Genomic DNA, 22,659 nt, shown 5'->3' with positions numbered 1-22,659 from the left:
TAAGGCTGATTAAGCCTCCTTTAAGTCAGGGTCGTTACGCTGCGTCCTAACAAAGAGGAGGTCCTACGATGAATACCCGATTCCTTGCGCGCGGCGCCGTCGCGGTCGCCGTGGCGGCCGCCCTGTCCGCCGGTTATGTCGCCGGCACCCACCGCGCCGATCCGCAGATCATCACGCCCGCGCAGGCCGCCGCACTGATGCCGGCCGAAGCGGCCGCGAAGACCGGCATCCCCGATTTCTCCGGGCTCGTCGAGACCTACGGCCCGGCGGTCGTGAACATCAGCGCGAAGCACGTCGTGAAGCAGGTGTCGCGGCGCGTGCCGCAGCCGCAGCTGCCGATCGATCCGAGCGACCCGTTCTACCAGTTCTTCAAGCACTTCTACGGCCAGGTGCCGGGCATGGGCGGCGACGCGCAGCCGGACGACCAGCCGAGCGCGAGCCTCGGTTCGGGGTTCGTCATCAGCTCCGACGGGTACATCCTCACCAATGCGCACGTGATCGACGGCGCGAACGTCGTCACGGTCAAGCTGACCGACAAGCGCGAATACAAGGCGAAGGTCGTCGGCTCCGACAAGCAGTCGGACGTCGCGGTGCTGAAGATCGACGCGAGCGGCCTGCCGACCGTGAAGATCGGCGACCCGGCGCAGAGCAAGGTCGGCCAGTGGGTCGTCGCGATCGGTTCGCCGTACGGCTTCGACAACACGGTCACGTCGGGCATCATCAGCGCGAAGTCGCGCGCGCTGCCGGACGAGAACTACACGCCGTTCATCCAGACCGACGTGCCGGTGAACCCCGGCAACTCGGGCGGCCCGCTGTTCAACCTGCAGGGCGAGGTGATCGGCATCAACTCGATGATCTACTCGCAGACGGGCGGCTTCCAGGGCCTGTCGTTCGCGATCCCGATCAACGAGGCGATCAAGGTGAAGGATGAGCTCGTGAAGACCGGCCACGTGAGCCGCGGCCGCCTCGGCGTCGCCGTGCAGGGGCTGAACCAGACGCTCGCGAGCTCGTTCGGACTGCAGAAGCCGGACGGCGCGCTCGTCAGCTCGGTCGACGCCAACGGTCCGGCCGCGAAGGCCGGCCTGCAGCCGGGCGACGTGATCCTGTCGGTCAACGGCTCGCCGGTCGCCGATTCGACGTCGCTGCCCGCGCAGATCGCGAACCTGAAGCCGGGTTCGAAGGCCGACCTGCAGATCTGGCGCGACAAGTCGAAGAAGTCGATCAGCGTGACGCTCGGCGCGATGGCCGACGCGAAGCTCGCGTCGAACGACGGCGGTCCGGTCGAGCAGGGACGCCTGGGCGTTGCGGTGCGTCCGCTGTCGCCGCAGGAGCGCAGTGCTGCCAACCTGTCGCATGGCCTGATCGTGCAGCAGGCCGGCGGGCCGGCCGCCAACGCGGGCATCCAGCCCGGCGACGTGATCCTCGCGGTCAACGGCCGCCCGGTCACGAGCCCCGAGCAGTTGCGCGACGCGGTCAAGGGGGCGGGCAACAGTCTTGCTCTACTGATCCAGCGCGATAATGCACAGATCTTCGTGCCGGTCGACCTGAGCTGACCGGCGACGGCCGATGGCCGGCCAGGCCGGCCGCGGCGGGCGCCGCCGCCGTACTGAAGGTGTGATGCGGCGCCCTGTATGTGTTCCGACCCCAAGGAGAGAGCCATGCAATATCTACGCAACGTGTCCCGATTTGCCGTCGCCGCGGCGCTGGCCGCCGGCCTCGCAGCCGGAGCGACCGGCGCGTACGCGCAGTCGGACGGCTTGCCCGCCGCGCGCCAGCAGGGCGACGTCACCTTCGTGTCCGGCGGCGTCGGGCTGGACGAATCGACGGCGTTCCAGCGCAACGAGCCGAGTTGGCCGCTGGCGCTGCGGTTCACCGGCAAGGGCGGTGAGTTCCTGGCCGACGTCCATGTGCGGATCGTCGACGGCAAGGGTACCGAAGTGCTGAAGACCGACGCGCGCGGGCCGTACATGCTCGTGAAGGTGCCTCCGGGCCGCTATACGGTGCAGGCGTCGTACCAGGGCAACGAGGAATCCCACGCCGTCACGGTCGGCGCGAAGGGTGGCGCGAAAACCGCCTTCCAGTGGAGCGCACAGTAGCCCGCCGCGCGCGGCCCCGGCCGGGGTTGCGCATTCGGCTGCGGTTTCGCCCATAATGAAAGCCACGGCACTCGTGCCGTGGCTTTTTCGTTTCCTGAGTCCGGCCTGGCCGGGCCGCCCCAAGGAGAAACGATGTCCGACGCAGCCGACCCTCGTCTCGAAATCGTGCCGAACCGCCATCGCGTGCGCGTGATCCATCGCGGCATTACGTACGCCGATTCGCACGGCGCGTTGACCGTGCGCGAAACGGGCCTGCCGGACATCCACTACCTGCCGCGCAGCGACGTCAACATGCGCCGGCTCGTGAAGTCGGGGGTTACGTCGGCCTGCCCGTTCAGGGGCGAGGCCGTGCACTTCGACTTGCAGACCGAAGACGGCGTGATCGAGAACGCCGCGTGGAGTTACGAGGCACCGAAGGCGGCTGCGTTGGCGCTCGCGCACTACGTTGCCTTCGACGCCGCACGGATCGACAGTCTCGTCGAGACGTCCTGATGCGGCGCGTGTTCATCGGGGAGGCGTCATGGAACTGAACGACACGTTACGCATACCGCTCGCCCCGCCCGTCGTGCGGGAGGCATTCGAGGATCTCGCGTTGCTGCGCGCGAGCTTCGACCATTGCGAATCCTTCGTGAAGCTTGCGCATGGCGAGTTTGCGCTGACGATCACGGTGCCGCTCGGCCCGCTGCGCGCCCGCTACGACGTGCGCGCGCATGCGGCCGCGGAGCAGGGCGACGCGGAAGGGCAGCCGCGCCGCGTGCTCAACTTCAAGGCGCGGGCCGACGGGCTTGGCGCGCTGCGCGGCCAGGTCGAACTCGTGCTGATGCCGGATGACGATGCGAACGCCACGCGCATCGAGTACGTCGTCTGGGCGACGGCAAGCGGCCCGCTCACCGAGTTGCCGGGGCGGCAGATCGAAAACACGCTGCGCGAATGGACCGACGATTTCTTCCGTGAATTCTGCACGGTCGTGCAGGCGAAGCACGGTCTTGCACCGAATCGCGCGCGCTCGGCCGTGCCACGGCGCCAGCACGTGTTCCTGCGGCCGGCGTCGCTGGTGGCCGCGACGAAGCGTGCGCTGCCGCCGCACCTTGGCGGTGCGCTGAGCGGGCGTGCCGCCAGCGCGCTCCCGCATCGCGGCGCCGGCACCGTGCCCGTGTGGGCGTGGGCCGCGATGATCGTCTTCGTCGCGCTGCTGCTGTACGCGGCGCGCTGGATCAACGGCGGCTGAGCGGCCGGACGGTTCCGCTGCGAGGCTGCTCGCCGCGCGCGTTACCGCACGACCTCGGCGCCGGCTCCGGCGCCGCGAAATTCCCTTCGATATGCCGACGGCGACGTGCCGAGCGCGCCCGCGAAATGCTGGCGCAGCGACACGCTCGACCCGTAGCCGGCCGCCTGCGCGATCGCATCGATCGATTGCCCGGTGGTTTCCAGCAGATGCTGCGCGCGCGCGAGCCGCTCGGCCTGCAGCCACGCGGTGACGGTCGTGCCGGTCGCCTGGCGGAAGTGGCGCGTGAACGTGCGCCGGCTCATCAGCACGCGTTCGGCGAGCGAATCGACGCTGTGTGCGGCGTCGAGGTGGGCGCGCACCCAGTCGAGCAGGCCCGCGAGCCGCGCATCGCGCGGGTGCGCGGCCACCGGCTGCGGCACGTACTGCGCCTGCCCGCCCTGCCGGTGCGGCGGGATCACGAGGCGGCGCGCGATCTGGTTCGCGGCGTCCGAGCCGAAGCGCAGCCGGACGACGTGCAGGCAGCAGTCGAGCCCGGCGGCCGTGCCGGCCGACGTCATCAGGTTGCCGTCGTCCACGTACAGCACGTCCGGATCGAGCTTCACGCGCGGAAAGCGTTGTGCGAAGTCGTCGGCCCACGCCCAGTGCGTGGTGGCCGGGCGGCCGTCGAGCAGGCCGGCCGCAGCGAGCACGTACGCGCCGAGGCACAGCCCGACGAGCTGCGCGCCACGCGCGGCGGCCGCGCGGACAGCGTCGAGCAGCACGTCGGGCGGCGCTTCGTCCGGGTCGCGCCATGCCGGCACGATGACGATGTCCGCCTCGTCGAGCCCGTCGAGCCCGTACGGCGCGGTGATCGTGAAGCCGCCCGTCGTCGACAGCGGGCCACGTTCGGCCGAGCAGACGCGGAACTCGAACGCGGGCGAGGCGGCCGCGTCGCGTTCCTTGCCGAATACGACCGACGGCACCGACAGGTGGAACGGGCTGATGCCGTCGTACGCGATCACGGCGACGACGGTCGGAGCAGGCTGGGCGGTCCGGGTGGACGAGGCGGCGGCGGTCATGGCGGGATCCGGAATGGCGATGGCCCGATTCTATCGAAGAATGGCTATCGGGCCACTGTCCCGGTGAGCGATGCGCGCCGACAATGCATCGCATCGCGCCGCTGGCCGTCCCGTTCCGGGGCGGGGCCGCGCCACCGCACCAGGAGCCCGTCATGTCGAACGCCGTCCCGCATTCCGCTTCCCAAACCGTTCCCCGTCGTGCACTGATCGTGATCGACGTCCAGAACGAATACGTGACGGGCAACCTGCCGATCGACTATCCGCCGCTCGACGTGTCGCTCGCGAACATCGGCCGCGCGATCGACGCCGCGCATGCGGCCGGCGTGCCGGTGATCGTCGTCCAGCACGTCGCACCGGCCGGCGCGCCGATCTTCGCGCCCGGCTCCGACGGCGTCGCGCTGCACGCGGTCGTTGCCGGCCGGCCGTATGCGCACCTGATCGAGAAGCAGCAGGCAAGCTCGTTCGCCGGGACCGACCTCGCTGCGTGGCTCGACGCGCACGGGATCGACACGCTCACGGTGGCCGGCTACATGACGCACAACTGCAATGCGTCGACGGTCTATCACGCGGCGCACGCGGGGCTGAATGTCGAGTACCTGAACGACGCGACGGGTGCGCTGCCGTACGAGAACGAAGCTGGCGCGGTGAGCGCCGAGGAGATTCACCGCACGTACGCGGTCGTGTTCCAGTCGAACTTCGCGGCCGTGATGTCGACCGACGCGTGGATCGCGGGGCTGGCCGGTGCGCCGATGCCGAAGCGCGATTCGGTCGCCGCGTCGAACCGGCGGGCCCGCGCGCAGCGCGCGACGGTGGCCTGAAACGGGAGGGAGAGGGGGGAGGGCGCGGGCGGCGCGCCGCCCGATGAAACAAACAACCCCGCAAGCGCGCGCTCGACGCGCGGTCAGTCGCCGTCCTTCAGCATCGCCGGGCTGAAGCGCAGCATGTCGAAACAGCCGTCGACGAGCTTTTCCGCATGCTGCTCGGCGTCGACCTCGTCGGGCAGCATCAGCATGTCGCGCACGAAACCGCTGACGAGCGTGTGCAGCATCAGCGTCGCGCGCCACGTATCGAGCCGCTCGGGCAGCAGCTTGAGCCGCACGGCCCCCGCGAGATCGGCATCGATCGCGTGCAGCGCCTCGCTCATGCCCGCACGGTTGCGCTGGAGCAGCGGCTCCAGATCCGCGACGTACTCGCACTTCATGAACAGGATGCTGAACACGCGGCGCAACTGCGCGTCGCGCTGCACGCCGAGCAGGCACCAGATCAGGATCTGCCGGATCTTATCGAGCGGATTGCCGCCCGGCGCGTCGAGCGGCATCCGCTTCAGCTCGTCGATCGGCAGAAACACGCGGTCGAACATCGCGTCGAACAGTTCGCTCTTGTTCGCGAAATGCCAGTAGATCGCACCGCGCGTCACGCCGGCGTGCTGGGCGATGTCCGCGAGCGACGTGTGCGACACGCCCTTCTCGAAGAACACGTGTTCGGCGGCGTCGAGAATGCGGTTACGCGTCTCGAGCGCCTCCTCCTTGGTACGTCTGACCATGTGCAGGCCTGATTGGAATGAGCGTAGGTGAATTTAGGGTCTGCAACCCTCTGCGCAGTCATATAGACTGGCTATGCTTGCGATTGGTAACAATCCGTAAGACTGGACGGCAGGCGGGGCATAAACGGGCTTTTTACATACATTCATGAATGTATATACAATACCACCCTACGATCGAATGACCCAAGTGGCAATCAGTTAATATCCCACTCTGCTGATTCCCGCCAAAGTTCCAGTCCGCAGTGCGGGGCAACCTGTCGGCACGGAGGTTTCGTGCCGCTTGCTGTATCTAGCAGTCCAGTATTTCAGGTGTTCGATCTGCGCCGTGAGGCGCATCCGTGTCGCGCTCCCTCCGGTGGGGTGCGGCACTTATTCCATTGGTTATACACAGAGGTCGCTCCATGCGCGTCGAACGGGTTCCATACCGCTTAATCACTGTCGCGACGGCCGCCGTTTTCCTGGCCGCGTGCGGGAAAAAAGAATCGGCACCGCCGCCGCAAACGCCGGAAGTCGGCGTCGTCACCGTCCAACCGCAAGCCGTACCGGTCTTCAGCGAACTGCCGGGCCGCACCAGCGCATTCCTCGTCGCGCAGGTGCGCGCACGAGTCGACGGCATCGTGCTGCGTCGTGAATTCACCGAAGGCACCGACGTCAAGGCCGGCCAGCGTCTGTACAAGATCGATCCGGCGCCGTACGTCGCCGCACTGAACAGCGCGAAGGCAACGCTCGCGAAGGCTCAGGCGAACCTCGTCACGCAGAACGCACTGGTCGCGCGCTACAAGGTGCTGGTGGCCGCGAACGCGGTCAGCAAGCAGGACTACGACAACGCAGTGGCCACGCAAGGCCAGGCCGCGGCGGACGTCGCGGCCGGCAAGGCAGCGGTCGATACCGCGCAGATCAACCTCGGCTACACCGACGTCGTGTCGCCGATCACCGGCCGTGTCGGCATCTCGCAGGTGACGCCGGGCGCGTACGTGCAGGCGAGCCAGGCGACGCTGATGTCGACGGTGCAGCAGCTCGATCCGGTGTATGTCGACCTCACGCAGTCGAGCCTCGAAGGCCTGAAGCTGCGCCAGGACGTGCAGAGCGGCCGCCTGAAGACGAGCGGCCCGGGCGCCGCGAAGGTGTCGCTGATCCTGGAAGACGGCAAGACCTACTCGGAAGCCGGCAAGCTGCAGTTCTCGGACGTGACGGTCGACCAGGCCACCGGCTCGGTGACGATCCGCGCGGTGTTCCCGAACCCGGGCCGCGTGCTGCTGCCGGGCATGTTCGTGCGCGCACGGATCGAGGAAGGCGTGAACGAGAACGCGTTCCTGGTGCCGCAGATCGGCGTCACGCACGACCAGAAGGGCCAGGCGATCGCGATGGTGGTGAACGCCAGCAACAAGGTCGAGCCGCGTCCGCTGAAGACCACCGGCATGCAGGGCCCGAACTGGATCGTCGAAGGCGGTCTGCAAGCGGGCGACCACGTGATCGTGCAGGGCGGCGAGAAGGTGCGCCCGGGTGCGACCGTGAAGTCGGTACCGGCACAGCTCGCACCGGCGGCTGCCGCCGCATCGGGCGTCGCCGCCACCGCCGCGCCGGCTGCCGCCGGTTCCGGCGCCGCTGCCGCTTCCGGTGCTGCCGCATCGGGCGCCGCGCCGGCGAGTGCTGCCGCTGCTTCGAGCGCGCAATAACAGGGAGCCTGTTTCATGGCAAAGTTTTTTATCGATCGCCCGATCTTCGCGTGGGTGATCGCCATCATCCTGATGCTGGCCGGGGTTGCGGCGATCTTCACGCTGCCGATCTCGCAGTATCCGACGATCGCGCCGCCCTCGATCCAGATCACCGCGAACTACCCGGGCGCTTCCGCGAAGACGGTGGAAGACACGGTGACGCAGGTGATCGAGCAGCAGATGAGCGGTCTCGACAACTTCCTGTACATGTCGTCGACCAGTGACGACTCGGGCAACGCGACGATCACGCTGACCTTCGCGCCGGGTACCAACGCCGACATCGCACAGGTTCAGGTGCAGAACAAGCTGTCGCTCGCGACGCCGATTCTGCCGCAGGTCGTGCAGCAGCTCGGCCTCTCGGTGACGAAGTCGAGCAGCAGCTTCCTGCTGGTGCTCGCCTTCAACTCCGAAGACGGCAGCATGAACAAGTACGACCTCGCGAACTTCGTGGCGTCGCACGTGAAGGACCCGATCAGCCGGTTGAACGGCGTCGGTACCGTCACGCTGTTCGGCTCGCAGTACGCGATGCGGGTCTGGCTCGATGCGACCCGGCTGACGAACTACGGCCTCACGCCGGTCGACGTGTCGACCGCGATCTCCGCACAGAACGTGCAGATCGCAGGCGGCCAGATCGGTGGCACGCCGTCCACGCCGGGCACGATGCTGCAGGCGACGATCACCGAGTCGACGCTGCTGCAGACGCCCGAGCAGTTCGGCAACATCTTGCTGAAGGTCAACCAGGACGGCTCGCAGGTTCGCCTGAAGGATGTCGCGAAGCTCGAGCTCGGCGGTGAAAACTACAACTTCGACACGAAGTACAACGGTCAGCCGACCGCGGCACTCGGTATCCAGCTCGCGACCAACGCGAACGCCCTCGCCACCGCGAAGGCCGTGCGCGCGAAGATCGACGAACTGGCGCCGTTCTTCCCGCACGGCCTCGTCGTGAAGTACCCGTACGACACGACGCCGTTCGTGAAGCTGTCGATCGAGGAAGTGGTCAAGACGCTGCTCGAAGGTATCGTGCTGGTGTTCCTCGTGATGTATCTGTTCCTGCAGAACCTGCGGGCGACGATCATCCCGACGATCGCGGTGCCGGTCGTGCTGCTCGGCACGTTCGCGATCATGTCGATGGTGGGCTTCTCGATCAACACGCTGTCGATGTTCGGCCTCGTACTCGCGATCGGCCTGCTGGTGGACGATGCGATCGTGGTGGTGGAGAACGTCGAGCGGGTGATGGCGGAAGAGGGCTTGTCACCGAAGGAGGCGACCCGCAAGGCGATGGGCCAGATCACCGGCGCACTCGTCGGCGTGGCGCTCGTGCTGTCGGCGGTGTTCGTGCCGGTGGCGTTCTCTGGCGGCTCGGTCGGCGCGATCTATCGTCAGTTCTCGCTGACGATCGTGTCGGCGATGGTGCTGTCGGTGCTGGTCGCGTTGATTCTGACGCCGGCCCTGTGCGCGACGATCCTCAAGCCGATCCCGCAAGGGCATCACGAAGAGAAGAAGGGCTTCTTCGGCTGGTTCAACCGCACGTTCAACAACAGCCGCGACAAGTACCACGTCGGCGTGCACCACGTGATCAAGCGCTCGGGCCGCTGGCTCATCATCTATCTGGTCGTGATCGTCGCGGTCGGCCTGCTGTTCGTGCGCCTGCCGAAGTCGTTCCTGCCGGATGAAGACCAGGGCCTGATGTTCGTGATCGTGCAGACGCCGTCGGGCTCGACGCAGGAAACGACCGCGAAGACGCTCGCGAACATTTCCGACTACCTGCTGAAGGACGAGAAGGAAATCGTCGAATCGGCGTTCACGGTCAACGGCTTCAGCTTCGCCGGCCGCGGCCAGAACTCCGGTCTCGTGTTCGTTCGCCTGAAGGACTACTCGCAGCGTCAGCATGCGAACCAGAAGGTGCAGGCGCTGATCGGCCGGATGTTCGGGCGCTACGCGGGCTACAAGGACGCGATCGTGATCCCGTTCAACCCGCCGTCGATTCCAGAACTCGGCACCGCTGCCGGCTTCGACTTCGAGCTGACGGACAACGCAGGTCTCGGCCACGATGCGCTGATGGCCGCGCGTAACCAGCTGCTCGGGATGGCCTCGAAGGATCCGACGCTGCAGGGTGTGCGTCCGAACGGCCTGAACGATACGCCGCAGTACAAGGTCGACATCGATCGCGAGAAGGCGAACGCGCTCGGCGTGACGGCGGATGCGATCGACCAGACGTTCTCGATCGCCTGGGCGTCGAAGTACGTGAACAACTTCCTCGATACCGACGGCCGGATCAAGAAGGTCTACGTGCAGGCGGACGCACCGTTCCGGATGACGCCGGAAGACCTGAACATCTGGTACGTGCGCAACGGGTCGGGCGGGATGGTGCCGTTCAGTTCGTTCGCGACCGGTCACTGGACGTACGGTTCGCCGAAGCTCGAGCGCTACAACGGTGTGTCGGCCATGGAAATCCAGGGTCAGGCCGCACCGGGCAAGTCGACGGGTCAGGCGATGGCTGCGATGGAACAGATCGCGAAGAAGCTGCCGGTCGGTATCGGCTATTCGTGGACGGGCCTGTCGTTCCAGGAAATCCAGTCCGGTTCGCAGGCGCCGATCCTGTACGCGATCTCGATCCTCGTCGTGTTCCTGTGTCTCGCGGCGCTGTATGAAAGCTGGTCGATCCCGTTCTCGGTGATCATGGTGGTGCCGCTCGGCGTGATCGGTGCACTGCTCGCGGCAACGATGCGCGGCCTCGAGAACGACGTGTTCTTCCAGGTCGGCCTGCTGACGACCGTGGGCTTGTCCGCGAAGAACGCGATTCTGATCGTGGAGTTCGCGCGCGAACTGCAGATGACGGAGAAGATGGGGCCGATCGAGGCCGCGCTGGAAGCGGCGCGCCTGCGGCTGCGTCCGATCCTGATGACGTCGCTCGCGTTCATTCTCGGTGTGATGCCGCTCGCGATCAGCAACGGCGCGGGTTCGGCGAGCCAGCACGCAATCGGTACGGGCGTGATCGGCGGGATGATCACGGCGACGTTCCTCGCGATCTTCATGATCCCGATGTTCTTCGTGAAGATCCGCGCGATCTTCAGCGGCGAGAAGGAAGACGTCGACGAGGCGCTGCGCCTGGCTCAGGAGCACTCGCACCACGAAGAGAAGCCGGGCAACGGCGACGAAGGCAACAAGGGACAGTGATGATGCAAAAACACGCTTTGACTGCAATCGCGGTCGCGCTCTTCGCCACGGGCTGCACGATGGCGCCGCATTACAAGCGGCCCGATGCACCCGTCGCGCAGGCGTACCCGGCCGGCGGCGTCTATGCGACGCAGCCGGGTGCGGCCGGCGCGCGCAGCGCGAACGGGCAAGCTGCAACCGCCATCGGCTGGCGCGAGTTCTTCGTGGATCCGCGCCTGCAGCGGCTGATCGAGATCGCGCTGAAGAACAACCGCGACCTGCGCGTATCGGTGCTGAACATCGAGGCGGCGCGCGCGCAGTACCAGATCACGCGCGCGGGCCTGTTCCCGACGATCGATGCGACGGGTACCGGTAATCGTCAGCGCCTGCCGAATGCGCTGTCGGTGGCGCCGGGCCGGAACATCACGACGACCTACAACGTCGGGCTGTCGGCGTCGTGGGAACTCGACCTGTTCGGCCGCGTGCAGAGCCTGAAGGACCAGGCGCTCGCGCAGTACCTGTCGACCGCGTATGCGCGGCAGGCGTCGGAGATCTCGCTGGTGTCGCAGGTGGCGGATCAATACCTGACGCTGCTGTCGACCGACGATCTGCTGAAGGTCACGGAGAACACGCTGAAGACGGCGCAGGACTCGTACAACCTGACGAAGCTGCAGTTCGACAACGGCACGGGCTCCGAGCTCGAGCTGCGTCAGGCGCAGACGGTGGTCGAGCAGGCGCTGTCGAACCAGCAGGCGCAAGCACGGGCACGCGCGCAGGCGTTGAACGCGCTGGTGCTGCTGATCGGCGAGCCGCTGCCGGACGATTTGCCGGCGGGCATGCCGCTCGACGCGCAGAACCTGCTGACGGACGTGCCGGCCGGCCTGCCGTCCGACCTGCTGACGCGTCGCCCCGACGTGATGCAGGCCGAGCAGTCGCTGCTGGCGGCGAACGCGAACATCGGTGCGGCACGTGCGGCGTTCTTCCCGAAGATCTCGCTGACGGCCGCGTTCGGCACCGCGAGCCCGACGCTCGGCGGCCTGTTCAAGGCCGGCACGGCGGCATGGTCGTTCGCGCCGAGCATCGCGTTGCCGATCTTCGAAGGCGGCTCGAACATCGCGAACCTCGATCTTGCGCACGTGCAGAAGCGCATCGAGATCGCGAACTACGAGAAGGCGATCCAGTCGGCGTTCCGCGACGTGGCGGACGGGTTGGCCGCACGCGGCACGTACGACCAGCAGATCGCGGCGCTGGAGCGCAACGAGCACGCGCAGCAGCGTCGCTTCGACCTGTCGGACCTGCGTTACAAGAACGGTGTCGACAGCTACCTGTCGGTGCTGACCGCGCAGACGGACCTGTATTCGGCGCAGCAGTCGCTGATCAATGCGCGTCTGGCACGCTGGACCAACCTGGTCAACCTGTACCGTTCGCTGGGCGGCGGGTGGATCGAGCGGGCCGGCGAAACGCCGCGCGCGCCGGATGCACCGGTCGACTACGACAAGGCGGCCGCTCCGGCGCCTGCGTCGGCAACGGTGACGAACGGGTAAGCGCAAGGAGGGGCAGGCGCGGTTTCGATCGTGCTTGTCCTTCGAACCGGCTGGTTGCGGAATCGAAAACGCCACGGACGAAAGTCCGTGGCGTTTTCTTTTGCGTAGTCGATTCGTGCGGCGCGAAAACGGTTGGGGTGACGATGCGCGTGTCGGATTCTGGTGCCGCTTATAGCGTCGGACCAGCCATCCTGCTTGGCGACTCGGCATCATCGCGCCGCGCCCGCGGGCGACCCGCTTTCACGCGCCACCGCCTGTTCCGCCGTTCGACCGTCCAGCTGTCCGCCTGTCCGAACGCCCAGCTGTCCGACCGATCACCGCGCAGCTTCCCGCACCCGCAGAAACAAAACGCCACGGCATGCCGTGGCGTTTTTCGTTACCGCTTCTCCGCGCCGTCGTCCGGCGCGAGGCGATCAGTGGTGCACGTCGGCGGGACGCCCATCGAAGTCGTGTCCGGCGCGACGGATGTCGCAGCGTGCGTCCTTCTCGCCTTTCACGCCGTTGAACACGATGTTCAGGATCACGGCCGTCGCCGAGGCGAGCAGGATGCCGCTGTGCAGGATCGGCGCGAGCGCGGGCGGCAGCTTCGAGAAGAAGTGCGGCGACACGACCGGCACGAGACCCATGCCGACGCTCACGGCGACGATGAACAGGTTGTGCGAGTTGTTCACGAAGTCGACCTTCGACAGCACCTTGATGCCGTTCGCCGCCACCATCCCGAACATCACGATGCCCGCACCGCCGAGCACGAACGGCGGCACCGAGGCGACGACCTGCGCCATCTTCGGGAACAGGCCGAGCAGCACGAGGATCACGCCGCCGGTGGCGCACACGAAACGGCTCTTCACGCCCGTCACGCCGATCAGGCCGACGTTCTGCGAGAACGACGTATGCGGGAACGAGTTGAAGATGCCGCCGATCAGCGTGCCGAGACCGTCGACACGCAAGCCGCGCACGAGGCGCTCCTGGTTGACCGGGCGATCGACCATGTCGCCGACCGCGAGGAACATGCCGGTCGATTCGATGAACGTGACGAACATCACCGTGACCATCGTCACGATCGACAGCGGGTCGAAGTGCGGCAGGCCGAAGTGGAACGGCATCACGAAGCCGACCCACGGTGCGTGCGCGACGCCATCGGTATTCACGCGGCCGATCGCGAAGGCGATCGCGAAGCCGGCGACGATGCCGAGCAGCACCGAGATGTTCGCGACGAAGCCGCGGCCGTACTTGTTGATCAGCAGGATCAGCGTGAGCACGAGCAGCGACAGGCCGAGATAGACGGGGCTGCCGTATTCGGGGTTGCCGACGCCGCCGGCCGCCCAGTTGATGCCCACTTCCATCAGCGACAGCCCGATCACCGCGATCACGGTGCCGACGACGACGGGCGGGAAGAACCGCAACAGCTTGCCGATCATCGGCGCGAGCACGATGCCGATGATGCCGGCCGCGATGGTCGAGCCGAAGATGTCGAGGATGCCGAGGCCGGGGTTGGTGCCGATCGCGATCATCGGGCCGACTGCCGCGAACGTGCAGCCCATGATGACGGGCAGGCGGATCCCGAAGATCCACAGGCCGAGCGTCTGGATCAGCGTCGCGATGCCGCACGAAAACAGATCGGCGCTGATCAGGAACGCGATCTGGTCTTTCGGCAGCTTGAGCGCGGCGCCGACGATAAGCGGCACGGCGACAGCGCCGGCGTACATGACGAGGACGTGCTGCAGGCCAAGCGTTACCAGCTTGCCGGTCGGCAGCACCTCATCGCACGGATGGACCGTGTTCGATTGCATCTGTCTCACTCCATGATCTTGTTTTCGGGGTGATACGAAATTATTCGGAATGAATCCATGCAACAAGAGTGCTGGGTTCTATTCCGTTCTTTGCTGGTTCGATATGCCATTTCGGCATGGAACAGGGTGTCGATCATCGGGAAACGGCCGTAGGAGTGAGGTTCCCTGGTTTTATAGCCCTTCAAAATAGCGCTGGCCCCCGTGCCAAATATCGGCCGCTTTATGGTGTGTATCGGGCGGGCGGCATAGTGGCAAAAAGTGCCTGGGAAAAATCGTGCCGGGTTAACCCGCGAACGGCCGCTTTTGCCCGCAAGGTGCAGCCGGGTGGAACCCGGCCGGCGACCGCGTTTTTCGGCCCTCCGCGGTAGCGGCAAAAAACGGGGCGCGCATCACGATCCCGTTATCATCGACATCCGTTCATTCGAATTCGCCCTCACGTCATGCGCCTGCTCGGAATTGACCTCGGCACCGGCTCCGTCAAACTCGTCACGCTCGATGCCGACGGCGTCGAGCGGGCGGTCGCGAGCGAACCTTATGCGCTGTCGTCGCCGCAGCCCGGCTGGGCCGAGATCGCGCCCGATACGTGGTGGCAGGCGCTCGTGCGCGCGGCCGTGCGGCTGCCGGCCGACGAGCGTGCGCAGGTGGCCGCGATCGGATTCTCGGGGCAGATGCATGGTGTCGTGCTGATCGATGCGGCAGGGCAGCCGGTGCGTCCCGCGCTGCTGTGGCCCGACACGCGCGCGGTGCGCGAAGCGGAGGCGGCCGATCGGCGCACCGCCGGCCTGCCCGTCGCACCGAACCCCGTCGCGCCGGGCATGGCCGGCCCGCTGTTGCGCTGGCTGGCCACACATGAACCCGAAGCGCTGCGCGCCGCGCGCTGGGCCGTGCAGCCGAAGGACTGGCTGCGCATCGCGCTGGGCGGCGCCGTCGCGGCCGATCCGAGCGACGCGTGCGCGACCGCGCTCGCGACACCCGACGGTGCATGGGATCTCGCGTTGATCGACGCGCTCGGCCTGCCTGCCGACCGGTTCGCACCGGTCCTTCCGTCGAGCGCGCGCTGCGGCACGCTCGGCGCGCAGGCTGCCGCAGCGCTTGGCCTGCCGGCCGGTGTGCCGCTGGCGACGGGTGCGGCCGACACCGCATGCGCGGCGCTCGGCAGCGGGCTTGCCGCCGCCGGCGACGCGCTGCTGACGACCGGCAGCGGCGGCCAGATCGTCGTGCTCGCGGATGCGCTGCCGCCCGCGCGACGCGGGCTGCATCGCTATCGTGCGGCGGCCGGCGGCTATTACACGATGGCCGCGATGCAGAACGTCGGGCTCGCGCTCGAAGCCGTGCGCGGCTGGCTCGGCTACGCGCAGTGGGCCGATGCGTATGACGACGCGTTCGCCCACGCGGCGTCGGAACGCCTGTGCTTCCTGCCGTACCTGACGGGCGAGCGTTCGCCGTGGATGAACCCCGATGCGCGCGGCGGCTGGCTCGGCCTCGGGCTCGGCGACACGCGCGGCGCGATGATGCGCGCCGCGTTCGAAGGCGTCGCGTTCGCGTTGCGCGCCGGGCTCGATGCGATCCGCGACGCCGAGCGCGGCGATCCGGTCGCGATGCTGCGTCTCGCGGGCGGCGGCTCGGTCGATCCGCGCTGGCGCCAGTTGCTGGCCGATGCGCTCGGCGCGTCGCTCCACGCGATCGACTGCCCGAACGCCGCGACGCGCGGCGCCGCGCTGCTCGCGGGCGTCGCGATCGGGCACTGGCGGGAGGACGCGCTGCACGCGCTGGCGCCGTCCGCGTCGCCGGTTGCCGCGCCGCGCGGCGATCGCGCGCTGGCCGCGCGCCACGCACGCTTCGTCGATCTGTATGCGCGAACGGATGCATGGTTCACGACGGGCGTTTAAACTCGAACACTTGTTCTTTTGCGCCAGCGATGACGCATCGTGGCAAGCCGGCGACCGTTTCCCGCACGCGATGCGCGGCCGGACCCGCCATCATGGCGAGCACGAGATTCTTTTGCCGTGCCGTGCGCGATGCCGCGCGGCACGGCTTCGACCGCTTTGCCTGGAACCCGGTGAAGCATGGAACCGGCGCCGGTGCTCATGCACCCACGCCGGCCGACATGAGCGCTGATGCGCCGACCCGGGCCGACCTCACACACAGACAGGAGTCACACGATGAAGACGAAAGCAGCGATTGCATGGAAGGCGGGCGCGCCGCTGACGATCGAGGAAGTCGATCTGGAAGGGCCGCGCGCCGGCGAAGTGCTGATCGAGGTGAAGGCGACGGGCATCTGTCACACCGACTACTACACGCTGTCGGGCGCCGATCCGGAAGGGATCTTCCCGGCGATCCTCGGCCATGAAGGCGCGGGTGTCGTGGTCGACGTCGGCCCCGGCGTCGGCACCCTGCGCAAGGGCGACCACGTGATCCCGCTCTACACGCCGGAATGCCGCGAGTGCAAGTTCTGCCTGTCGCGCAAGACCAACCTGTGCCAGAAGATCCGCGCGACGCAGGGCAAGGGGCTGATGCCCGACGCGACGTCGCGCTTCTCGCTCGACGGCAAGCCGCTGTTCCACTACATGGGCACGTCCACGTTCTCGAACTACATCGTCGTGCCGGAGATCGCGGTGGCGAAGGTGCGCGAGGACGCGCCGTTCGACAAGATCTGCTACATCGGCTGCGGCGTGACGACGGGCGTCGGCGCGGTCGTGTACTCGGCGAAGGTCGAGGCGGGTGCGAACGTCGTCGTGTTCGGCCTCGGCGGCATCGGCCTGAACGTGATCCAGGGCGCGAAGATGGTCGGCGCGGACAAGATCATCGGCGTCGACATCAACCCGAAGCGCGTCGAGCTCGCGAAGAAGTTCGGGATGACGCACTTCATCAACCCGAACGAAGTCGAGAACGTGGTCGACCACATCGTGCAGCTGACCGACGGCGGCGCGGACTACTCGTTCGAATGCGTGGGCAACGTGAAGCTGATGCGCCAGGCGCTCGAGTGCACGCACAAGGGCTGGGGCCAGTCGTTCATCATCGGCGTGGCGGCAGCCGGCGAGGAAATCAGCACGCGTCCGTTCCAGCTCGTGACCGGCCGCGAGTGGAAGGGTTCGGCGTTCGGCGGCGCGCGCGGCCGCACCGATGTGCCGAAGATCGTCGACTGGTACATGGAAGGCAAGATCAACATCGACGACCTGATCACCCACACGCTGCCGCTCGAGCGGATCAACGAAGGCTTCGACCTGATGAAGGCCGGCGAGTCGATCCGCTCGGTCGTGCTGTACTGACCGGGAGCGCACCGCGATGCTCGAACTCGTTTCCTCGCACGCATGCCACGGCGGCGAGCAGCGTTTCTACCGTCACGATTCGGCGGCCATCGGCCTGCCGATGAAGTTCTCGGTGTACCTGCCGCCGCAGGCCGCGCACGGCCGCGTGCCGGCGCTGTTCTATCTCGCGGGGCTCACGTGCACCGACGAGACGTTCGCGATCAAGGCCGGCGCGCAGCAATACGCGGCGCAGCACGGCCTCGCGCTCGTGATGCCCGACACGAGCCCGCGCGGCGCGGGCGTGCCGGGCGAGACCGATGCGTGGGACTTCGGCGTCGGCGCGGGCTTCTACGTCGATGCGACCGAGGCGCCGTGGTCCGCGCATTACCGGATGGAGTCGTACGTGACCGGCGAGCTGCGCGAGCTCGTCGCGGCCGAGCTGCCGATCGACGGCGCGCGGTTGGGGATCTTCGGCCACTCGATGGGCGGGCACGGTGCGCTGACGCTCGCGTTGCGCCATCCGGGCCTGTACCGGTCGGTGTCGGCGTTCGCGCCGATCGCCGCGCCGACGCGCTGCCCGTGGGGCGAGAAGGCGTTCTCGGGTTATCTGGGCGCCGATCGTGAAGCATGGAAGGCACACGACGCGAGCGAACTCGTCGCGCGCGCCGACGCGCCGAAGTTCGCGGACGGCATCCTCGTCGATCAGGGCCTCGCCGACCAGTTCCTCGCGAACCAGCTGAACCCCGACGTGTTCGAAGCCGCGTGCGCGAAGGCCGGCCAGCCGCTGACGCTGCGCCGCCATCCGGGCTACGACCACGGCTACTACTTCATCTCGACGTTCATCGCCGACCACCTCGCGCATCACGCGCGCGTGCTCGCACGATGAGCGGGAAGGGGAGCCGCTAACGCACACCGCGGCACACGCCGCACCGCGCGATCGCGGGCGCATGAAAAAAACGCCGGCGCTGCCCTCGGGCACGCCGGCGTTTTTTATTTCCTTCGGGCGGCGATCCGCCAGGCGGTGCTCAGTGGCGCCGCAACAGGCTCGCGCCGTACACGAGCGCCGACAGCGCGGTGATCCAGAAGCTCGTCGGCCAGTCGGTGTGATACGCGAGCACGATGCCGAGCCACGCTTCGAACAGCGCGAACAGCGCGGCGAGCAGCACGCCGGTCGACAGCCGCGTCGTCACGTTCTGCGCGGCGGCAGCCGGCCCGACCAGCAGCGTGAACACCAGCAGCACGCCGACGATCTGCGTCGCCGCGGCCACCGCGAGCGCGCACACCGCGAGGAACAGCATCGACACCGTGCGCAGCGACACGCCCTTGGCTTCGGCCAGTTCGGGCTGCAGCGACGCGAACAGCAGCGGCCGTGCGATCAGCGCGAGCGCGAGCAGGCTCACCGCGCCGATGCCGGCGAGCACCGCGAGCGTGTCGTGGCTCACCGCGAGCACGTTGCCGAACAGCAGCGCGGTGACCTGCGTCGCGAACGACGTATAGAAATGCAGGAACAGCAGGCCGAAGCCGAGTGCGCCGGACAGGATCACGCCGATCGCGACGTCGCGGCCCGCGAGCTTCTCGCCGAGCGCGCCCATCCCGATCCCGGCTGCAAGCGTGAAGCCGACCATCCCCCAGATCGGCGAGATGCCGAGCAGCACCGCGCCCGTCGCGCCGGTGAAGCCGACGTGCGACAGCGCATGGCCGGCGAAGGTCTGCCCGCGCAGCACCAGGAAATAGCCGACGATGCCCGCGAGCACCGCGACGATTCCCGACGCCGCGAAGGCGTTGATCATGAAGTCGTATTCAAACATCGTGCGAATGCCCGGGATGAGCGTGTCCGTGGTGGTGATGGCCGTGGCCGCCGCCACCGCCGTGCGAGTGACCGTCGTCGTCCTCGTGTTCGTGATCGTGCTTCTCGATCTCGACGTCGCCCGACATCACGAAGATCTTGCCGTTCACGCGCATCACGTCGATCGGCGAACCGTAGAGCCGTGACAGCACAGGCTTCGTGATCACCTCGTCGACGGTGCCGAGCGCGGCCACGCCGTTGCCGAGATACAGCACGCGGTCGAGTGCGTTCAGCAGCGGATTCAGTTCGTGCGCGGAGAACAGCACGGTGATGCCGAGCTCGCGCTGCACGTTGCGCACGAGTTCGACGACGCCGCGCTGGTGGTTCGGGTCGAGGCTGATCAGCGGCTCGTCGAGCAGCAGCAGCTTCGGGTTGCCGAGCAGGCATTGCGCGAGCAGCAGGCGCTGCCGCTCGCCGCCGGACAGTTCCGACAGCGGCCGGCGCGCGAGCGTCGGGCCGCCGACGAGGTCGAGCACGCGGTCGACGTCGCGGCGCGTCGCCGCGTTCGTGTGCGGCAGCCCCCAGCGGTGGCCGTCGGCGGCCATCGCGACGAAGTCGTAGCCGCGCATCCGGCGGTTCGCGAGGCCGCTTCGGATCTGCGGCATGTAGCCGATCGACGCGTTGCCGCGCACGACCGGCACGCCGCCGACGGACAGCGTGCCGGCCGACACGGGCACGAGGCCGAGCACCGCGCGCATCAGCGTCGTCTTGCCCGCGCCGTTCGGCCCGAGCACGCCGACGAATTCGCCGGGTTCGATCGAGAAGCTGACGTCGCGCAGGATCGTGCGTCCGCCCAGCTCGAGCGTGACGCGATCGACGGCGAGTGCGTGAGGAGTGACGGTCATGTCGTTACGGAGTGTTTATTTCTTGCCGGCGGCCAGCGCGGTCGAGAGCGCATCGAGCTGGCCGGCCATCCATTGCTGGAAGGTCTTGCCGGCCGGCTGCGTCTCGGTGACGCTGACGGTCGGCACGCCGCCGTCGCGCGCGATCTTCAGCATGCGCTTGGTCATCGGTTCTTCGGCCTGGCTGTTGTAGATCAGCACGCGCACCTGCTTCTTGCGCAGGTCGTTCTCGAACGCGGCGACGTCCTGTGCGCTCGCCTCGGTGTCGTTCATCGTCGCGAGCTGGAAGCGCTGGTTGCGCATGTCGAGGCCGATCGCGTCGGACATATAGCCGAACACGGGCTCGGTGGCCGTCACCGGCACGCCCTTGTACTGCGCGCGCAGCGCGGCGACCTTGTCGTCGACGGGCTTCAGCGACGCGACGAACTTCTGCAGGTTCGCGTCGTATTCGGCCTTGTTCGCCGGGTCGGCACGGCCGAGCTCGGCCGCGATCGCGCGCGCGGCGGCCGGCATCGTCGCCGGGTCGTACCACAGGTGCGGGTTGTCGCCGGCCTTCTTGCCGACCAGATCGGCGACGACGATCGTCGCGCGCTTCGCCTGCTTCGACGCGCCGAGCAGCTTGCTCATCCACGGATCGTAGTTGGCGCCGTTGTAGATCACCACCTGCGCGTGCTGGAGCGCGCGGGCGGTCTTCGGGCTCGCTTCGAACAGGTGCGGATCCTGGTCCGGATTGCTGAGGATGCTCGTCACCGCGACGTGGCTGCCGCCGATTTGCGACGCGACGTCGCCGTAGAAATTCTCGGCGGCCACGACGTTGACGGTCGCGGCCTGCGCGAACACGGGCGCCGCGAGCGACAGCGCGGCGACGGCGAGCCAGCGGACAGGCGACAGGGCGCGCCGCGGCGCGCGCTTCAGGGCAATGGACATGGAACTCCTCGTTGGAAGGGGCGGCGCGTGCGCCGCGCGAGATGCGTCAGCGTTGCACGGGCTTGTGCTTGCAGTGTCCGCACAGGCCGCTCAGCTCGACGACCTGGTGGTGGACTTCGAAACCGTGCGCGGGCTCGCTCGCGGACAATTGCTTCGCGAGGTCGCCGCCGGGAATCTCGACGGTGTCGCCGCACGAGTCGCAGATCAGGAACTGGCCTTCGTGCGGGACGCCGATCTCGCAGCACGCGAAGAACGCGTTCTTCGATTCGATCCGGTGGATGAAGCCGTGCTCGACGAGGAAATCCAGTGCGCGGTAGACGGTCGTGGGCGGCACGCGGCCGCGCTGCGGCTCGAGCTCGGCGAGCAGGTCGTACGCGCCGATCGGGCGCTGCGCGGCCAGCACGCGTTCGTAGACCTGGCGGCGCAGCGGCGTCCACGCGAGCCCGTGCTCGGCGGCGAATGCGTCGGCCCGGGACAGCCGGGCGTCAATGGACGATGAGGTAGCCATGGCGTGAAGCAGCGCGATGAAACAAAGTACGGCGATGATATAACGTATCGCCGCGCCGTGCAGCGCGAAATCCCGTTTCCGTCCTCGCTCCGTCCCCTTCATCGCCGATCCGGCTGCGCCGCACCGTGCGCGCTAGCCCTTGCCGGGCGTGCGCGGCGGGTCCCCGCGGTGCGCCGTTGTGCCGCAGCGCGTCATAGAAAGCCGTCACGTCGCCTTGACAGCGCGAATCGCGTATCCGATCATTCGATCACTAACAGAGCAATTGATCGGTTCGCGAGCGTTCGCTCACCTCGCAGCCGTCGACACGCAGAACGAACCGGAGACAGCCAGTGAGACTGGAAGACAAGGTCGCGATCCTGACGGGCGCCGCAAGCGGCATCGGCGAGGCGGTCGCGCAACGCTATCTGGACGAGGGCGCACGCTGCGTGCTCGTCGACCTGAAGCCGGCAGGCGGCTCGCTCGCGCGGCTCATCGAGGCGAACCCCGGCCGCGCGGTGGCCGTCACCGCGGACGTCACGCGCCGCGACGACATCGAGCGGATCGTCACCACGGCGGTCGAGCGCTTCGGCGGCGTCGACATCCTGTTCAACAACGCGGCGCTGTTCGACATGCGGCCGATCCTCGACGAATCGTGGGACGTGTTCGACCGGCTGTTCTCGGTCAACGTGAAAGGGCTGTTCTTCCTGATGCAGGCCGTCGCGCAGCGGATGGTCGAGCAGGGCCGTGGCGGCAAGATCGTCAACATGTCGTCGCAGGCCGGGCGTCGTGGCGAGGCGCTCGTTTCGCACTACTGCGCGACCAAGGCCGCGGTGATCAGCTACACGCAGTCGGCCGCGCTTGCGCTCGCGCCGCACCGGATCAACGTGAACGGCATCGCGCCGGGCGTCGTCGACACGCCGATGTGGGAGCAGGTCGATGCGCTGTTCGCGCGCTACGAGAACCGGCCGCTCGGCGAGAAGAAGCGGCTGGTCGGCGAAGCCGTGCCGCTCGGCCGCATGGGCGTGCCGGGCGACCTGACGGGCGCCGCGCTGTTTCTCGCGTCGTCCGACGCCGATTACATCACCGCCCAGACGCTGAACGTCGACGGCGGCAACTGGATGAGCTGAAGTGATGTCGCTCGCACGCGCCACCCGCCGGCCGGCCTGCGATGAGGCGGCC

Annotated in this window: 19 protein-coding genes; 12 read left to right on the top strand and 7 right to left on the bottom strand. The window is 67.7% G+C overall.

The window, feature by feature from the left end:
* Window positions 1-68: 68 nt before the first annotated feature.
* The 4 genes from CFB43_RS14540 (at window position 69) to CFB43_RS14525 (ending at window position 3,324) form a co-directional block, all read left to right on the top strand.
* Complete coding sequence (locus tag CFB43_RS14540; RefSeq protein WP_089440919.1) at window positions 69-1,553, top strand: DegQ family serine endoprotease; 1,485 nt, start codon at window positions 69-71, stop codon at window positions 1,551-1,553.
* A gap of 105 nt (window positions 1,554-1,658) precedes the next feature.
* On the top strand, window positions 1,659-2,096 hold the full coding sequence (locus tag CFB43_RS14535; protein WP_089495543.1) for a carboxypeptidase regulatory-like domain-containing protein: 438 nt from the start codon (window positions 1,659-1,661) through the stop codon (window positions 2,094-2,096).
* A gap of 132 nt (window positions 2,097-2,228) precedes the next feature.
* Complete coding sequence (locus tag CFB43_RS14530) at window positions 2,229-2,588, top strand: DUF427 domain-containing protein (protein WP_089495542.1); 360 nt, start codon at window positions 2,229-2,231, stop codon at window positions 2,586-2,588.
* A 28-nt stretch (window positions 2,589-2,616) separates the two neighbouring features.
* Entirely contained in the window at window positions 2,617-3,324 is a 708-nt protein-coding gene (locus CFB43_RS14525) for a CoxG family protein (protein WP_089456843.1), read from the top strand.
* 41 nt (window positions 3,325-3,365) lie between these two features.
* Here the strand turns inward: CFB43_RS14525 and CFB43_RS14520 are convergent, their stop codons facing one another.
* Window positions 3,366-4,382: a helix-turn-helix domain-containing protein gene (locus tag CFB43_RS14520; protein WP_089495541.1), complete on the bottom strand. Its 1,017-nt coding sequence runs from the start codon at window positions 4,380-4,382 to the stop codon at window positions 3,366-3,368.
* Between the two features lie 152 nt (window positions 4,383-4,534).
* On the opposite strand from CFB43_RS14520, the gene CFB43_RS14515 reads away from it, so the two are divergent.
* Window positions 4,535-5,200, top strand: a complete 666-nt coding sequence (locus CFB43_RS14515) for a cysteine hydrolase family protein (protein ID WP_089495540.1) — start codon at window positions 4,535-4,537, stop codon at window positions 5,198-5,200.
* A gap of 83 nt (window positions 5,201-5,283) precedes the next feature.
* Here CFB43_RS14515 and CFB43_RS14510 read toward each other — a convergent pair whose 3' ends face one another.
* Window positions 5,284-5,925, bottom strand: coding sequence for a TetR family transcriptional regulator (locus CFB43_RS14510; RefSeq protein ID WP_089495539.1), 642 nt, complete (start codon window positions 5,923-5,925; stop codon window positions 5,284-5,286).
* 401 nt (window positions 5,926-6,326) lie between these two features.
* Between CFB43_RS14510 and CFB43_RS14505 the strand changes: the two genes are divergently transcribed.
* The 3 genes from CFB43_RS14505 to CFB43_RS14495 are packed head-to-tail and all read left to right on the top strand — an operon-like array spanning window position 6,327 to window position 12,340.
* Entirely contained in the window at window positions 6,327-7,601 is a 1,275-nt protein-coding gene (locus tag CFB43_RS14505; RefSeq protein ID WP_089495538.1) for an efflux RND transporter periplasmic adaptor subunit, read from the top strand.
* 15 nt (window positions 7,602-7,616) lie between these two features.
* Window positions 7,617-10,817 (top strand): efflux RND transporter permease BpeB, encoded by a 3,201-nt coding sequence (gene bpeB, locus CFB43_RS14500; RefSeq protein ID WP_039368427.1) that lies wholly within the window; start codon window positions 7,617-7,619, stop codon window positions 10,815-10,817.
* Window positions 10,817-12,340 (top strand): efflux transporter outer membrane subunit, encoded by a 1,524-nt coding sequence (locus tag CFB43_RS14495; protein ID WP_089495537.1) that lies wholly within the window; start codon window positions 10,817-10,819, stop codon window positions 12,338-12,340. Before bpeB ends, CFB43_RS14495 begins: the two co-directional genes overlap by 1 nt.
* A gap of 413 nt (window positions 12,341-12,753) precedes the next feature.
* Here CFB43_RS14495 and CFB43_RS14490 read toward each other — a convergent pair whose 3' ends face one another.
* On the bottom strand, window positions 12,754-14,130 hold the full coding sequence (locus CFB43_RS14490; protein ID WP_179254836.1) for a nucleobase:cation symporter-2 family protein: 1,377 nt from the start codon (window positions 14,128-14,130) through the stop codon (window positions 12,754-12,756).
* A gap of 440 nt (window positions 14,131-14,570) precedes the next feature.
* Between CFB43_RS14490 and CFB43_RS14485 the strand changes: the two genes are divergently transcribed.
* The 3 genes from CFB43_RS14485 to fghA all read left to right on the top strand — a co-directional run bounded on the left by CFB43_RS14485 (window position 14,571) and on the right by fghA (window position 18,264).
* Window positions 14,571-16,019 (top strand): xylulokinase, encoded by a 1,449-nt coding sequence (locus CFB43_RS14485; RefSeq protein ID WP_089495535.1) that lies wholly within the window; start codon window positions 14,571-14,573, stop codon window positions 16,017-16,019.
* A gap of 273 nt (window positions 16,020-16,292) precedes the next feature.
* A complete protein-coding gene (locus tag CFB43_RS14480; protein ID WP_011353045.1) occupies window positions 16,293-17,399 on the top strand; it encodes an S-(hydroxymethyl)glutathione dehydrogenase/class III alcohol dehydrogenase in 1,107 nt (368 codons plus the stop codon).
* Between the two features lie 16 nt (window positions 17,400-17,415).
* Window positions 17,416-18,264 carry an S-formylglutathione hydrolase gene (gene fghA / locus CFB43_RS14475; protein WP_089495534.1) on the top strand — a complete coding sequence of 283 codons (849 nt, stop codon included), beginning with the start codon at window positions 17,416-17,418 and terminating at the stop codon, window positions 18,262-18,264.
* A 139-nt stretch (window positions 18,265-18,403) separates the two neighbouring features.
* Here fghA and CFB43_RS14470 read toward each other — a convergent pair whose 3' ends face one another.
* From CFB43_RS14470 to CFB43_RS14455, 4 genes are read right to left on the bottom strand one after another with little or no spacing between them, the layout of a single operon-like run.
* Window positions 18,404-19,186 carry a metal ABC transporter permease gene (locus CFB43_RS14470; protein WP_027789245.1) on the bottom strand — a complete coding sequence of 261 codons (783 nt, stop codon included), beginning with the start codon at window positions 19,184-19,186 and terminating at the stop codon, window positions 18,404-18,406.
* Entirely contained in the window at window positions 19,179-20,069 is an 891-nt protein-coding gene (locus CFB43_RS14465) for an ABC transporter ATP-binding protein (RefSeq protein ID WP_089426213.1), read from the bottom strand. Before CFB43_RS14465 ends, CFB43_RS14470 begins: the two co-directional genes overlap by 8 nt.
* A 15-nt stretch (window positions 20,070-20,084) precedes the next feature.
* Window positions 20,085-20,993 (bottom strand): metal ABC transporter solute-binding protein, Zn/Mn family, encoded by a 909-nt coding sequence (locus CFB43_RS14460; RefSeq protein WP_089495533.1) that lies wholly within the window; start codon window positions 20,991-20,993, stop codon window positions 20,085-20,087.
* Window positions 20,994-21,039: 46 nt separating this feature from the next.
* Entirely contained in the window at window positions 21,040-21,501 is a 462-nt protein-coding gene (locus CFB43_RS14455; protein ID WP_011353040.1) for a Fur family transcriptional regulator, read from the bottom strand.
* 329 nt (window positions 21,502-21,830) lie between these two features.
* On the opposite strand from CFB43_RS14455, the gene CFB43_RS14450 reads away from it, so the two are divergent.
* Window positions 21,831-22,607, top strand: a complete 777-nt coding sequence (locus CFB43_RS14450) for an L-iditol 2-dehydrogenase (protein WP_089426211.1) — start codon at window positions 21,831-21,833, stop codon at window positions 22,605-22,607.
* Window positions 22,608-22,659: the final 52 nt, after the last annotated feature.

The sequence above is a fragment of the Burkholderia sp. AU15512 genome (assembly GCF_002223325.1).
Taxonomy (GTDB): Bacteria; Pseudomonadota; Gammaproteobacteria; order Burkholderiales; family Burkholderiaceae; genus Burkholderia.
Note: the sequence above shows the minus strand (reverse complement) of the source record. Positions and strands in the feature narration are given on the sequence as shown.

What these genes read in the sequence shown, in the direction of transcription:
- CFB43_RS14490 (WP_179254836.1), bottom strand. Translation starts at nt 14,130, where the DNA reads ATGCAATCGAACACGGTCCATCCGTGCGATGAGGTGCTGCCGACCGGC.
- CFB43_RS14515 (WP_089495540.1), top strand. Translation starts at nt 4,535, where the DNA reads ATGTCGAACGCCGTCCCGCATTCCGCTTCCCAAACCGTTCCCCGTCGT.
- CFB43_RS14535 (WP_089495543.1), top strand. Translation starts at nt 1,659, where the DNA reads ATGCAATATCTACGCAACGTGTCCCGATTTGCCGTCGCCGCGGCGCTG.
- CFB43_RS14470 (WP_027789245.1), bottom strand. Translation starts at nt 19,186, where the DNA reads ATGTTTGAATACGACTTCATGATCAACGCCTTCGCGGCGTCGGGAATC.
- CFB43_RS14485 (WP_089495535.1), top strand. Translation starts at nt 14,571, where the DNA reads ATGCGCCTGCTCGGAATTGACCTCGGCACCGGCTCCGTCAAACTCGTC.
- CFB43_RS14540 (WP_089440919.1), top strand. Translation starts at nt 69, where the DNA reads ATGAATACCCGATTCCTTGCGCGCGGCGCCGTCGCGGTCGCCGTGGCG.
- CFB43_RS14520 (WP_089495541.1), bottom strand. Translation starts at nt 4,382, where the DNA reads ATGACCGCCGCCGCCTCGTCCACCCGGACCGCCCAGCCTGCTCCGACC.
- CFB43_RS14510 (WP_089495539.1), bottom strand. Translation starts at nt 5,925, where the DNA reads ATGGTCAGACGTACCAAGGAGGAGGCGCTCGAGACGCGTAACCGCATT.
- CFB43_RS14530 (WP_089495542.1), top strand. Translation starts at nt 2,229, where the DNA reads ATGTCCGACGCAGCCGACCCTCGTCTCGAAATCGTGCCGAACCGCCAT.
- CFB43_RS14505 (WP_089495538.1), top strand. Translation starts at nt 6,327, where the DNA reads ATGCGCGTCGAACGGGTTCCATACCGCTTAATCACTGTCGCGACGGCC.
- CFB43_RS14480 (WP_011353045.1), top strand. Translation starts at nt 16,293, where the DNA reads ATGAAGACGAAAGCAGCGATTGCATGGAAGGCGGGCGCGCCGCTGACG.
- CFB43_RS14460 (WP_089495533.1), bottom strand. Translation starts at nt 20,993, where the DNA reads ATGTCCATTGCCCTGAAGCGCGCGCCGCGGCGCGCCCTGTCGCCTGTC.
- CFB43_RS14455 (WP_011353040.1), bottom strand. Translation starts at nt 21,501, where the DNA reads ATGGCTACCTCATCGTCCATTGACGCCCGGCTGTCCCGGGCCGACGCA.
- CFB43_RS14495 (WP_089495537.1), top strand. Translation starts at nt 10,817, where the DNA reads ATGATGCAAAAACACGCTTTGACTGCAATCGCGGTCGCGCTCTTCGCC.
- CFB43_RS14525 (WP_089456843.1), top strand. Translation starts at nt 2,617, where the DNA reads ATGGAACTGAACGACACGTTACGCATACCGCTCGCCCCGCCCGTCGTG.
- fghA (WP_089495534.1), top strand. Translation starts at nt 17,416, where the DNA reads ATGCTCGAACTCGTTTCCTCGCACGCATGCCACGGCGGCGAGCAGCGT.
- bpeB (WP_039368427.1), top strand. Translation starts at nt 7,617, where the DNA reads ATGGCAAAGTTTTTTATCGATCGCCCGATCTTCGCGTGGGTGATCGCC.
- CFB43_RS14465 (WP_089426213.1), bottom strand. Translation starts at nt 20,069, where the DNA reads ATGACCGTCACTCCTCACGCACTCGCCGTCGATCGCGTCACGCTCGAG.